The sequence below is a fragment of the Ralstonia pickettii genome, assembly GCF_000607165.1.
In the GTDB taxonomy this organism is placed as follows: Bacteria; Pseudomonadota; Gammaproteobacteria; order Burkholderiales; family Burkholderiaceae; genus Ralstonia; species Ralstonia holmesii.
Genome location: NZ_JFZG01000020.1, coordinates 114,706 through 126,804 on the forward strand (window position 1 = coordinate 114,706; position 12,099 = coordinate 126,804).

General features: G+C 62.1%; 12 protein-coding genes. 2 read left to right on the forward strand and 10 right to left on the reverse strand.

The genetic code is table 11. The features are described 5' to 3' along the window. Positions 1 to 71: 71 nt before the first annotated feature. The 3 genes from ccsB to BG83_RS0117180 form a co-directional block, all read right to left on the reverse strand. The gene (ccsB, locus tag BG83_RS0117170) at positions 72 to 1,259 is read right to left on the reverse strand and encodes a c-type cytochrome biogenesis protein CcsB (protein ID WP_024977871.1); all 1,188 of its coding nucleotides are present in this window, start codon (positions 1,257 to 1,259) and stop codon (positions 72 to 74) included. A gap of 7 nt (positions 1,260 to 1,266) precedes the next feature. Further along, positions 1,267 to 3,471, reverse strand: a complete 2,205-nt coding sequence (locus BG83_RS0117175; protein WP_024977872.1) for a cytochrome c biogenesis protein ResB — start codon at positions 3,469 to 3,471, stop codon at positions 1,267 to 1,269. 112 nt (positions 3,472 to 3,583) lie between these two features. After that, complete coding sequence (locus BG83_RS0117180) at positions 3,584 to 4,243, reverse strand: c-type cytochrome (RefSeq protein WP_024977873.1); 660 nt, start codon at positions 4,241 to 4,243, stop codon at positions 3,584 to 3,586. A gap of 256 nt (positions 4,244 to 4,499) precedes the next feature. On the opposite strand from BG83_RS0117180, the gene yihA reads away from it, so the two are divergent. Both yihA and hemB read left to right on the forward strand, forming a co-directional pair. Further along, positions 4,500 to 5,201 carry a ribosome biogenesis GTP-binding protein YihA/YsxC gene (yihA, locus tag BG83_RS0117185; RefSeq protein WP_024977874.1) on the forward strand — a complete coding sequence of 234 codons (702 nt, stop codon included), beginning with the start codon at positions 4,500 to 4,502 and terminating at the stop codon, positions 5,199 to 5,201. Between the two features lie 150 nt (positions 5,202 to 5,351). Next, positions 5,352 to 6,347, forward strand: a complete 996-nt coding sequence (hemB, locus tag BG83_RS0117190; RefSeq protein ID WP_024977875.1) for a porphobilinogen synthase — start codon at positions 5,352 to 5,354, stop codon at positions 6,345 to 6,347. On the opposite strand, the gene dsbD is transcribed toward hemB, so the two are convergent. The 7 genes from dsbD to rpsM all read right to left on the reverse strand — a co-directional run bounded on the left by dsbD (position 6,348) and on the right by rpsM (position 12,086). Next, the gene (dsbD, locus tag BG83_RS0117195) at positions 6,348 to 8,180 is read right to left on the reverse strand and encodes a protein-disulfide reductase DsbD (protein ID WP_024977876.1); all 1,833 of its coding nucleotides are present in this window, start codon (positions 8,178 to 8,180) and stop codon (positions 6,348 to 6,350) included. It abuts the gene before it with no gap. Between the two features lie 18 nt (positions 8,181 to 8,198). Beyond that, on the reverse strand, positions 8,199 to 8,537 hold the full coding sequence (gene cutA, locus BG83_RS0117200) for a divalent-cation tolerance protein CutA (RefSeq protein ID WP_024977877.1): 339 nt from the start codon (positions 8,535 to 8,537) through the stop codon (positions 8,199 to 8,201). Between the two features lie 158 nt (positions 8,538 to 8,695). After that, positions 8,696 to 9,094: a 50S ribosomal protein L17 gene (gene rplQ / locus BG83_RS0117205; protein WP_024977878.1), complete on the reverse strand. Its 399-nt coding sequence runs from the start codon at positions 9,092 to 9,094 to the stop codon at positions 8,696 to 8,698. A gap of 154 nt (positions 9,095 to 9,248) precedes the next feature. Then, positions 9,249 to 10,229 carry a DNA-directed RNA polymerase subunit alpha gene (locus tag BG83_RS0117210; protein ID WP_004634508.1) on the reverse strand — a complete coding sequence of 327 codons (981 nt, stop codon included), beginning with the start codon at positions 10,227 to 10,229 and terminating at the stop codon, positions 9,249 to 9,251. Between the two features lie 238 nt (positions 10,230 to 10,467). Beyond that, positions 10,468 to 11,091: a 30S ribosomal protein S4 gene (gene rpsD / locus BG83_RS0117215; protein ID WP_024977879.1), complete on the reverse strand. Its 624-nt coding sequence runs from the start codon at positions 11,089 to 11,091 to the stop codon at positions 10,468 to 10,470. A gap of 203 nt (positions 11,092 to 11,294) precedes the next feature. Then, on the reverse strand, positions 11,295 to 11,696 hold the full coding sequence (rpsK, locus tag BG83_RS0117220) for a 30S ribosomal protein S11 (RefSeq protein ID WP_003264143.1): 402 nt from the start codon (positions 11,694 to 11,696) through the stop codon (positions 11,295 to 11,297). Between the two features lie 24 nt (positions 11,697 to 11,720). Then, positions 11,721 to 12,086: a 30S ribosomal protein S13 gene (gene rpsM / locus BG83_RS0117225; protein WP_004634501.1), complete on the reverse strand. Its 366-nt coding sequence runs from the start codon at positions 12,084 to 12,086 to the stop codon at positions 11,721 to 11,723. Positions 12,087 to 12,099: the final 13 nt, after the last annotated feature.

The following is a 12,099-nucleotide window of genomic DNA, read 5'->3' on the forward strand; positions in this document are numbered from 1 at the left end:
CCTCACTGAGCAGTAAACACGCTAGGCGCGTCTTTATTCCAGTCTGCAGAAAGTTTTTTGTGACTGACGACTTACAGTTCACCGTAGCTGTGCAGCCCCGAGAGGAACATGTTCACGCCCAGGAAGGCGAACGTCGTGACCAAAAGGCCAATCAGCGCCCACCATGCCGCCATGCGACCACGCAAGCCCTTCATCAGGCGCATGTGCAGCCACGCGGCGTAGTTCAGCCAGACGATCAGCGCCCAGGTTTCCTTCGGGTCCCAGCTCCAATAGCCGCCCCAGGCGTCAGCCGCCCACAGCGCACCGAGAATCGTGGCGATGGTGAAGAACGCAAAGCCCACGGTGATGGCCTTGTACATCACGTCGTCCAGCACTTCGAGCGACGGGAGGCGATCGGCCAGCACGCCGCGCTCCTTCAGCAGATAAGCCGCGCCCACCATAGCCGATAGCGCGAACGTGCCGTAACCGATGAAATTGGCCGGTACGTGGATCTTCATCCACCAGCTTTGCAGTGCCGGCACCAGCGGCTGGATCTCCTGCGCGCTGCGCGACACCGTGTACCACAGCAGAAAGCCGACCGCCGCCGACACCACCAGCATCACGAACGGCCCCAGCGCGCGCGTCTTGTAACGCTGCTCGTAGTACAAATAGAACAGCGACGTGATCAGCGTAAAGAGGATGAACACCTCGTACAGATTCGAGATGGGGATGTGGCCAATGTCTGCGCCCACCAGGTACGACTCATACCACCGCACCAGCATGCCGGTCAGGCCGAGCACCACGGCTGCCCAGCACAGCTTGCTGCCGATCGACCCACCCGCTTCCCAGCGCAGCAGAAAACCCGTCCAGAAAAACAGCGTGGACAGGAAGATCAGCGCACTCATCCACAGGATGGCCGACTGGCTGGCAAGGAAATACTTGAGGAAGAAGGCGTGCTCGGCGCGGGCGAGATCCGGGCCATTGGCGCCGGCGTATTGCGAGATACCGAACAACGACAACACGGCGATGCCAATCATCAGCACGCGCACCGGCTTCCACGTCCAGCCCAGCCATGCGAAGGCGGGCACGGCGGCGACGAGAATGCCGCGCTCGTAGCCATCCATGTAAGCGCCATAGCGGGAAAAGGCATAACCAGCGCCGGCCGCCAGCATTGCAGCAAACAGCCAGTCAAACCAGCCTAGGCGGCGGAAATACGATGGGCGTTGCAGCGCGCCCAGATCGGCGCTCGCCATGGTCGTTTGGGGATTGCTCGCTTCCATCACCGGCTCACTTCGTTGGTTTGGGGTCGACGCTCGCTGCACCGGCGGCATCGGGGGCGCCTGGGGCTCCAGCCGCGGCGCGGATATCGTGCTTGAGGCGCTCGAACTCGCGGTCAAAGTCGAGCGTACGGCGCATGGTCGACATGGCGGTCAGCACATGTGCGCCGGAGGCGCTTTCGTTGGCCTGACCGGATTGCGGTCGGATCCACAGCCACCAGCGGCGCTCTCGCACGTAGAACATCGAGAAAACGCCCAGCACCAGCAGCAACGACCCAAGATACACGATGTTTTTGCCCGGCGCACGTGTGAGCTGGAAGACGCTGGCTTGCACCTGCTGGAAGTCGGTCAACTGCAAATACACGGGTGCGCCGTAGAAGACATTGTCCGACAGCGCGTTGATGGCGCTCTGCAACCACTGGCTGCTGGCGGCATCCACAGTGGGTGCCGGTTGGCCGTCCTGCGCGCGGGCCAGTTGCCACAACTCCCACATGGAGCTGTTGATGATCTTCATCAGTACATCGGCGGCCTTCTCGCGCTCGCCTTCGGGCACCGATTTCTGCAGGAATGTAGCGACTGCGGCAAAACCGCCCTCTGCACCGGCGGCCCCATCCTTCACATCGGCAGCGCCAGCAAAGAGGTCGAGCGCGCGACGCGCACTTTCCATCAGCTGATTGCGCAGTTCCGCACGCTGCTCGCCAGGCATGGAGAGCAGCGCGAACCGGCGCGCCGCTTCGCCCCGCATCGCCGGATTTTGCAGCGCAGCGCGCAGGCGCATCCAGTCACGGACGGTGCCTTGTGCATCGGCAGGAATGCGCAGATAGCGGAACGGCTCGTCGGGCTGAGAGCGCATGCCGGCCAGGAATACCGATTGCCCGTCCAGCGTGACCGGCAGCATGTAATTGCTGAATTCGTGCGCTTGGCCGTTGGCGTCGCGCAGCTTGTACTGCACGGAAGGGCCGACGTTGCGCAGATCGCGGTCGCGCGTCATCTTGGTGACGTTGCCAAGCTCCGCGCGCAGACCAGTTTCCGCCCCGCCCTTCTTGCCCACGCCGCGTGCGTCCTGCTTGCCCGAGGCGTCCGTCACGGTTTCGACATTCATCAGGCGGAAGTCAGAGAACTCGACCGTGTAGTCGCCCCCCTTGCCGGTGAGCTTCGAGCTCTCGCCCACGACGCCCGACATATCGAACGTCTTGGCGTTGTCACCGTGCATCGGGAAGCCGGTCAGCTTGAGTTTCGAGCCGCCATCTTCGAAGCTCGACTGGTAGATCGCCACGCCGTCATACACGAAAGGCTTGTTCACCTCCACGCGCGCAGCGGTCTGCTTGCCGGTACGGCGGTCGGTCACGACGATGTCGCTGGCGAACAGCTTTGGCATGCCGGTCGAATAATGCTCAACAGTGAACTTCTTGAGCGTGATCATGAACGGTAAGTCTTGGATCAGCGCGCCGTCAGCGATGTTCAGGATCGCCGTGCTGACGCTCGAACCTTCCGGCACGAACGCGTTACCGCGGAAGCCCGGGTTCGACGCCGAGAGCCGATGCTCCGACCCGATGTCGCTGATGACCGCATTGCCTTTGATGGGCGACTTGCCGCCAAACCACATCTGCGCGCGGATCATCATGTCGCCGTCCAGCAACCCGCCGATACAGATCACGACGATGGCCGTGTGCGCCAGGATGTAGCCGATCTTGTTGCCCGCCCCCGCCTTTGCGGTAATCAGCGTCGCACCACCCTCGCGCGCGAATGCCTTGATGCGGAAACCACGGTTCTGCGCGAGCGCCGCCAGGCGTGCGGTCACGGTTGCGGTATCGGCGGGGGAATCAAATTCGTCGCGGTGATGGAACGCGCGCAGGCTGCCTTCGCGCACGTTCTCGCGCCAGGAGCGCATGTCGGCCAGCATCTTGGGGGCATTGCGCACGATGCACAGCGAGGTCGACACCACCAGGAACGCCAGGATCAGCAGAAACCACCAAGCGCTATAGACCGTGGGCAGCGTCAGCGAGCGGAACACATCGGCCCAGAAAGGCCCGAACTGGTTGACGTAGTTCGGGTACGGATCGTTCTGCTTGAGCACCGTGCCGATCACGCTGGCAATGGCGATCACCGTCAGCAGGCTGATGGCAAAGCGCATCGACGACAGCAGCTCGACCGTTTCGCGCAGCGCGCGGCGGCGGGAGCGAATCTGGACGCCGGAAGTGGAGACCGAAGACATGCGGGAAGACAACCTGTTCAGAAATGAAAACAGGGTGGCGATGCCAGGCGCATTGCCACCCTGTTCTTCTTGTTGATTGTGCGACCGTCACATGACGGCCAGGTGCGGCAGATTAGCGCAGGCCCGCAATGTAGTCGGCCACCGCCTTGATCTGCTGGGCCGTCATGCGACCCGCCAGATCGCGCATCTGTACGCTGTTCTTGCGGGTGCCGCTTTGGAACGCAACTAGTTGAGCTTCTGTGTATTCAGAGAATTGACCTGCGATACGCGGATACTGCGCCGGAATGCCGGCACCCGTCGGGCCGTGACAGCCTGCACACGCTGCGATACCGCGCTTGGCGTCGCCGCCGCGATACAGCTTCTGGCCCAGCTCGATGGTGTCCTTGCTCTTGGCCGAACCAGGCTTCCAGGCCGCTTGCTTGCCCAGGTAGGCGCCAATATCCTTCATGTCCTGATCCGACAGCGCGCCGGCGTACAGCGACATGACCGGCTGGTTACGGTCGGTCTTGGCCTTGAAATCCTTGAGCTGCTTTTCGATGTATTCGGCGTGCTGGCCAGCCAGCTTCGGGTTGACGTTCATGGCGCTGTTGCCGCCGGCGCCGTGACAACTGGCACACGCGGGCACGCCATTGGCGGGCACACCGTTGTTGAAGATCGTCTCGCCGCGCGCGGCGTCGCCCTTGGCGACTTTTTGCTCTTCGGCATGGGCTATGGAGAAGACCGATGCCAGGGACAGCGCTGCGACAGCAAAAACGTTCGCGATGCGGTTCATTCGCACACCTTGTTTAGATTGTTTTCGAATGCTGCGTGCGCCGCCCAATGTGGGACCCTGCGGCGCGGGGCGCCCCCTTCTCCTCGTGCCAGACCAGCGCATGAAAACGGACCGGCCCGGGCCTCGGGGCGGTCCTGCGACGGATCTGGTGGGGACGTCCGTAAACCGGCGTATTGTACAATAACACCTCTGCAATGCGACCTCGCGGCGCAGCAACCACGCAGTTCTGAACTGCAGTTTACAGGTACTGCCGCGCATGTCGCTCCTGCATCAAGCCCGTTTCTTCATCACCGTCAATCATCTGCGTGATTTACCGGCGACCGCCGTGCCGGAAGTTGCGTTTGCGGGCCGCTCCAACGCAGGCAAATCCACCGCGATCAACATCCTGTGCAATCAGAAGCGGCTGGCGTTTTCCAGTAAGACGCCCGGCCGCACGCAGCACATCAACTATTTCTCGGTGATGCCCGCCAAGGCGGAAGACCCGCTCGGCTTCCTGGTCGACCTGCCCGGTTACGGCTATGCCGAAGCACCCGGCGAAACCAAATCGCACTGGGTTCACCTTTTGGGCGACTACGTCAAGGCACGCCAACAGCTCGCCGGCCTCGTCATCATGATGGACGCGCGCCGGCCGTTTACAGACCTCGATTGCCAGATGGTCGAGTGGTTCCTGCCGACAGGCAAGCCGATCCATGTGCTGCTCACGAAAGCGGACAAGCTGACCAACAACGACGCCTCGCGCGCGCTCATGGCGGCACGCAAGGTGCTGGCCGATTACCGCGCGCAGATCGACGGCGATGTGTCGCTCACGGTGCAGTTGTTCTCCAGCCTGAAGCGCCGCGGCATCGAAGAGGCGCAGCGAATTGTCGCAGGCTGGCTGTGCCTGCCGGAGGCGCTGGAACCGGAGCCGCACGCCGAGCAGGCAAAAAAAACCCCGTCGCCAAACACGCAACGGGGGTAACGACCCCATCGAGCCATCGATGGGAACCCGCGTCAGGGAGGAGCCGCGGGGGACGCTGCATCAGCGTCGCTGGCGCATTGTCCGTGCATAGGATGGATAATCGCGACAAAGGTTTCGAAACTTCACAGTGTGTTCTTAGGGTCTGCTGAAATGATCGCGAGCTTCCCCGACCATCGTCCGCGCCGCATGCGCCGCGACGATTTCTCCCGCCGCATGATGCGCGAATCGCGCCTCACTCCCGACGACCTGATCTACCCCGTCTTCATCCTCGAAGGCACCAATGTGCGACAGGCCGTGCCGTCGATGCCAGGTGTCGAGCGCGTGTCAATCGATGTATTGCTGAGCGTGGCCGAGCAGTGCGTGCAGCTTGGCGTTCCGGTGCTTGCGCTCTTCCCCGTTATCGAGCCCTCGCTCAAAACGCCGGATGGTATCGAGGCCACCAATGCCGATGGCTTGATCCCGCGCGCGGTAAAGGCGCTCAAGGCGCGCTTCCCTGAATTGGGCATCCTGACCGATGTGGCGCTCGATCCGTACACGAGCCATGGCCAGGACGGTGTGCTCGACGCCAACGGCTACGTGCTTAACGAAGAGACGGTGGATATCCTGATGCGCCAGGCCCTGGTGCAAGCCGAGGCTGGCGTGGACATCGTCGCGCCGTCGGACATGATGGACGGCCGCATCGGAGCGATTCGCCTGGCGCTGGAGAATGACGACCACATCCACACGCGCATCATGGCCTACGCGGCGAAGTACGCTTCGGCGTTCTACGGCCCGTTCCGTGATGCGGTGGGCTCGGCGGCCAATCTGGGCAAGAGCAACAAGATGACTTACCAGATGGACCCGGCCAACTCGGACGAAGCACTGCGCGAAGTGGCGCTCGACATCGCCGAAGGGGCCGACATGGTGATGGTCAAGCCCGGCATGCCATATCTCGACATCGTGCGCCGCGTGAAAGATGAGTTCCGCTTCCCGACCTACGTCTATCAGGTCAGCGGTGAATACGCGATGCTGAAAGCCGCCGCGCAGAACGGCTGGCTGGATCACGACAAGGTCGTGCTGGAATCGCTGCTGGCATTCAAGCGCGCCGGCGCGAACGGCATCCTGACGTATTTCGCATTGGACGCCGCACGCCTGCTGCGCGCGTAATCAGGCCGTCGGCTTGACTGCCTGCGTCGTGCCGATCGCGCGGCGCAGGCTTTCCAGGAAAGTGTCGGCGCGCTCAAAACCAACCACACGCGCTTTCAGTTCGCGACCCTGCGCATCGAAGAAGATCGTGCCGGGCGGACCGAACAGGCCAAAGCGCTTGAGCAGCGCTTGGTCATCAGCGTTGTTAGCCGTCACGTCAGCCTGCAGCAGCACCACATCTGCAAGCGCCTTGCGCACCCGCGCATCGGTAAAGGTCAGGCGCTCCATCTCTTTGCAGCTTACGCACCAGTCGGCGTAGAAATCGAGCATCACCGCACGACCCGATGCGCTCGCGTTGCGCACTTCGGCATCGAGTTCGGCGATGCTCTTCACGCGCTTGAATGTCACGCCGTGTGCTTCGGCTTGCGCGGACGTGCCCGCCGATGCGCGAATCAATCCGCTCAGCGGTTGCAGCGGATCGCGGCCCCCAGCGGCGACGCCAACCAGTTGCGCCGCACCCGCCAGCGCGAGCAGCACACCCGCGACCTTGCCCAAGCGCTGCACGTTGCCCGCGCCATCCGGCAGCGAATCGAATGTCCGCAGAAACACGGCCGCACCGATCAGCAACCCACCCCACGCGACCATCACCGCCCAAGCCGGCAACACCGGCTGCACGATCCACAGCGCCACAGCCAGCAGGATGAATCCGAACACCGCCTTGGTGACGATCAACCAATGACCAGCGCGCGGTAGCAAGTTGCCCGCCCCCACACCTACGAGCACGAGCGGCACGCCCATGCCGACCGACATCGCAAACAACGCCATACCGCCGACCGCGGCGTTGCCGGTCTGCGCGATATAGGCCAGCGCGCCCGCCAATGCCGGCGTCACACACGGGGACACAATCAACGCCGACAGCGCACCCATCACGACGGCTCCCACAATCTCGCCGCCGCCATGCTTGCTGGAGGCTTTTGTCAGGTGATCGCGCCAAGCTGCCGGCAATTGCAGTTCATACAGCCCGAACATCGACAGCGACAGCGCCACCATCAAGACAGCAAACGCGCCCAGCACCCACGCGTTCTGTAGCGCAGCTTGCAGGCCCTGCCCGGCCAAGCCGGCTGCCACACCCACGGCGGTATAGACGACTGCCATACCGAGCACGTAAGCAACCGACACGATGGCTGCGCGCGAACGCGTCGCGTGCTCGCCAACCACGATCGCCGACAGGATCGGCAGCATCGGCAGCACGCACGGCGTAAAGGTCAGCAGCAGCCCGAGTCCAAAAAACAACGCCGCAATCGCTCCCAGATTGCCGCTGCCGAGCGTGCTGGCGATGCGGCCGAGGGCGTCACCGGAGCTGGCGTCGCCACCGCCTGCGGAAGACGCGCCCGGCAACGAGGCGGCGGGCTCCACCAGGAAACGGCTCTTCATCGGCGGATAGCACAGGCCCCGATCCGCACACCCTTGCGACGTGACGATCAGCGTGAAAGGCGCCGTGGCGTTCTGCGCTTTCACTCGGAATGCAACGTCATGCCGATAGGTCTCTACGTCCTTGTTGAACGTCTCGTCAAACTTGACCTTGCCTGCCGGCATGTCAGGGGGTGCCAGCGTGACGGTCGCCGGGTCCGCCGCCACCGCGAAGCGTTCGCGGTACATGTAGTAGCCGTCGGCAATGGCGAACTTGACTTCGACAGTCTGGCCGTCGACCTGCGTGGCGGAGAAGCGGAATGCCTGCTCGGGTGGCAGGAAATCGTCAGCAGCATGCACGCGCATGGGCAGCGTCGCCACTGCGACGAACAGCATCACCAACTGCACCACACGTCGCACGGACACGAACGAAGAGAAGGTCATATCAACGGCAATCAAACATCAATTGGAAGGCAGGCACGTTTCGTCGGCCACCCACGCAAGATACGCCGGCAAGCCCGCAGCCACCGGCACAGCGATGATCTCAGGGACCTCGTACGGATGCGCCTTGCGTAGCGCGACTTCCAGCGCGGGGTAGGCTGCACGCGTTGTCTTGATCAGCAGCGGGATCTCGGCGGCGTGCTCGATCGCACCATTCCACCAGTACGCCGACGCGCAAACCGGCAAACGGTTGACGCACGCTGCGGCTCTGGATTCCAGCACGGCCTTTGTTATGCGATCCGCACTGTCAGCGTCGGGCAGGTTTGTCAGCACCAGCAGCACTTCGGTTCCGTCAGACATAGATACTCCACGGTTGCGCGCCAACTGCTAGAGCACCGAAAGCGGACAACAAAAAAGCCAGGATACGAATCCTGGCTTCATTGTAATGCGCGCGACAGCACGCATTCTCTAGCTTGCCCGGCGCGACGCCATGTCGCACCGGCAAACCTAGGCTGACCTTACTCGGCAGCGCCGTCGACTTCCACAGCCTCGGCAACTTCCGGACGGTCGAGCAGCTCGACCAGAGCCATCGGCGCATTGTCGCCCTGACGGAAGCCGAACTTCAGGATACGGGTGTAGCCGCCCGGACGGGTCGCGAAACGCGGGCCCAGTTCGTTGAACAGCTTGGTGACCATGTCGCGATCGCGCAGGCGGGCGAATGCCAGACGGCGGTTGGCTACGGTGTCCTTCTTGGCCAGCGTAATCAGCGGCTCAACAACCTTGCGCAGTTCCTTGGCCTTCGGCAGCGTGGTCTTGATCAGCTCGTGCTGCAGCAGCGAGTTGGACATGTTGCGCAGCATCGCGAGACGGTGCGACGAGGTGCGGTTCAGTTTCCGCAAACCATGACGGTGACGCATGATGATTCCTTCTTAAGAGTGTTTGACCAGCTCTTCTATCGCCGCCGCTCGTACAACGCTGCGTGGCGCGGGCCGGTAGCTTTAACAATAAGCCACCCAAACAGCGATGGCAGGAAGACCGGCCGATACTTGCGCACCGGCCGACAATTGCAACTTACTTCTCGAGACCTGCCGGCGGCCAGTTCTCGAGCTTCATGCCGAGCGTCAGGCCACGCGATGCGAGGACTTCCTTGATCTCGTTGAGCGACTTGCGACCCAGGTTCGGGGTCTTGAGCAGTTCGTTCTCGGTACGCTGAATCAGGTCGCCGATGTAATAGATGTTTTCGGCCTTCAGGCAGTTGGCCGAACGCACCGTCAGCTCCAGATCGTCGACCGGACGCAGCAGGATCGGATCGATCTGCGGCGCGCGGGCGGCGGCGGCCTCGGCGGCGCTCTCGGTACCTTCCAGCGCGGCGAACACCGACAGTTGATCAACCAGGATGCGAGCCGACTGGCGGATCGCTTCTTCCGGCGAGATCACGCCATTGGTCTCGATGTTCATCACCAGCTTGTCGAGATCGGTACGCTGCTCAACACGTGCAGACTCAACCGCATACGACACACGGCGCACCGGCGCGAACGAGGCGTCCAGCACGATGCGGCCGATAACCTTGCTCGACTCATCGCCGAACTTGCGCACGTTGCCCGGCACATAGCCGCGGCCTTGCTCGACCTTCAACTGCAGATCAAGCTTGCCGCCAGCCGACAGGTTGGCGATCACGTGACCAGGATTGATGATCTCGACATCATGCGGCAGCTCGATATCAGCGGCCGTCACCACACCTTCGCCTTCCTTGCGCAGCGACACCGTGACTTCATCACGGTTGTGCAGCTTGAACACCACGCCCTTCAGATTGAGCAGCAGGTTGACGACGTCTTCCTGCACGCCATCGATGGTGGAATATTCGTGGACGACCCCTGCGATCGTGACTTCTGTCGGGGCATAGCCGACCATCGACGACAGCAGCACGCGGCGCAGCGCGTTACCGAGCGTGTGGCCGTAGCCTCGCTCGAACGGTTCCATGACGACCTTCGCGTGATGATCGCCAAGCGGCTCAACCGCAATAATTTTGGGCTTCAGGAGTGCTGTTTGCATTAGGTTGTCCTATTTCAATACCCTCGGCTCGTTACACCGATAAGGCTGACGGATTGGACTGGAAAGGTTCCATCGCAGAACGTTGCGACGGAAGACGCACATGCCGCAATCGCGTTGCGGCACGTAACGATTCGGATTGGATCGGCACCTGAGTACTGTTGGCGCACGAACACAATGTCGTTGATGATGGGCGCCCCAAAAGGCGCACGAGCCCGCACCTGAGGTACGGGCGCCGTCATTAACGCGAATACAGTTCGACGATCAGGCTTTCGTTGATATCGCCAGCGATATCTGCGCGATCCGGGGCTTGCTTGAAGGTGCCTTCCATCTTCTTGGCGTCCACAGCAACCCAGATCGGGAAGCCAGTCTGTTCAGCCAGCGTCAGCGATTCGGCAATACGCACTTGCTTCTTCGACTTCTCGCGGATAGCAATCACGTCGCCCGACTTGACTTGAGCCGACGGCACGTTCAGAGCTTGACCGTTCACCAGGATCGCCTTGTGCGACACCAGCTGGCGCGCTTCAGCGCGGGTCGAGCCAAAGCCCATGCGGTAGACGACGTTGTCCAGGCGCGATTCCAGCAGTTGCAGCAGGGTTTCACCCGTGTTGCCCTTGCGGCGATCGGCTTCAGCGAAGTAACGGCGGAATTGACGCTCCAGCACGCCATAGATGCGCTTGACCTTCTGCTTTTCACGCAGTTGGTTGCCGTAGTCGGAGGTGCGAGCACCGGACGTGCGGCCGTGCTGACCAGGCTTGCTGTCCAGCTTGCACTTGTCGGCGAGCGAGCGGCGTGCGCTCTTCAGGAAAAGGTCAGTACCTTCGCGGCGAGACAGTTTCGCCTTGGGACCGGTATAGCGTGCCACGTTATGTTCCTTCGTTATCAGTCATCCGTGGCACACGGCCGCGGATGGTCCGCCTGCTCAGCCCTAGCAACAGGGCCGCAGCGAACAGTGGGCTTATGAAAAGACGAAACCCGCCTTCCGGAGAACCCGGAAGACAGGCAAGCGGGCAAGTATAGCACCCGCAGACCGACCTCGCCAGCAACTGGCGCGGCCGGTCGAATCACTTAGATACGACGACGCTTCGGCGGACGGCAGCCGTTGTGCGGAACCGGCGTCACATCCTCGATCAACTGGATCTTGATACCCAGATTGTTCAGTGCACGCACAGCCGATTCACGACCCGGGCCCGGGCCCTTGATGCGCACTTCCAGGTTTTTAATGCCTTGGTCCTGCGCCACGCGACCAGCACTCTCAGCTGCCACCTGAGCGGCAAACGGCGTCGACTTACGCGAGCCCTTGAAGCCTTGGCCACCCGACGTCGCCCACGACAGAGCATTGCCCTGGCGGTCGGTGATCGTGATGATCGTGTTGTTGAACGACGCGTGAACGTGCGCGATGCCGTCGGCGACGTTCTTGCGAACCTTCTTGCGCGCGCGCTGGGCGGCGGTATTCGCTGCTTTTGCCATAGTTCTTATCCTTTACCCGACGGATTACTTCTTGAGCGCGACGCCGGCCTTGCGCGGACCCTTACGGGTACGGGCATTCGTGCGAGTACGCTGACCACGCATCGGCAGGCCCTTGCGATGGCGCACGCCACGGTAGCAGCCCAGATCCATCAGGCGCTTGATGTTCATCGTCGTCTCACGGCGCAGATCGCCTTCGACGAGGAACTTCTCAATTTCCTTACGCAGCGCGTCCTGGTCCGGATCCGTCAGGTCCTTGACCTTCTTATCGGTCGGGATGCCAGTAGCCTCGCAAATCTTCTGAGCGCGCGAGCGGCCGATACCGTAGATCGCCGTCAGGCCAATCACGGTATGTTTGTGGTTGGGGATGTTGACCCCTGCGATACGTGCCATTCGTCAATCCTCT

Coding starts and splice junctions, on each gene's coding strand:
- hemB (WP_024977875.1), top strand. CDS start 5,352: ATGATCGCGAGCTTCCCCGACCATCGTCCGCGCCGCATGCGCCGCGAC.
- rpsK (WP_003264143.1), bottom strand. CDS start 11,696: ATGGCAAAAGCAGCGAATACCGCCGCCCAGCGCGCGCGCAAGAAGGTT.
- rplQ (WP_024977878.1), bottom strand. CDS start 9,094: ATGCGTCACCGTCATGGTTTGCGGAAACTGAACCGCACCTCGTCGCAC.
- yihA (WP_024977874.1), top strand. CDS start 4,500: ATGTCGCTCCTGCATCAAGCCCGTTTCTTCATCACCGTCAATCATCTG.
- cutA (WP_024977877.1), bottom strand. CDS start 8,537: ATGTCTGACGGAACCGAAGTGCTGCTGGTGCTGACAAACCTGCCCGAC.
- ccsB (WP_024977871.1), bottom strand. CDS start 1,259: ATGGAAGCGAGCAATCCCCAAACGACCATGGCGAGCGCCGATCTGGGC.
- BG83_RS0117180 (WP_024977873.1), bottom strand. CDS start 4,243: ATGAACCGCATCGCGAACGTTTTTGCTGTCGCAGCGCTGTCCCTGGCA.
- BG83_RS0117175 (WP_024977872.1), bottom strand. CDS start 3,471: ATGTCTTCGGTCTCCACTTCCGGCGTCCAGATTCGCTCCCGCCGCCGC.
- rpsM (WP_004634501.1), bottom strand. CDS start 12,086: ATGGCACGTATCGCAGGGGTCAACATCCCCAACCACAAACATACCGTG.
- dsbD (WP_024977876.1), bottom strand. CDS start 8,180: ATGACCTTCTCTTCGTTCGTGTCCGTGCGACGTGTGGTGCAGTTGGTG.
- BG83_RS0117210 (WP_004634508.1), bottom strand. CDS start 10,229: ATGCAAACAGCACTCCTGAAGCCCAAAATTATTGCGGTTGAGCCGCTT.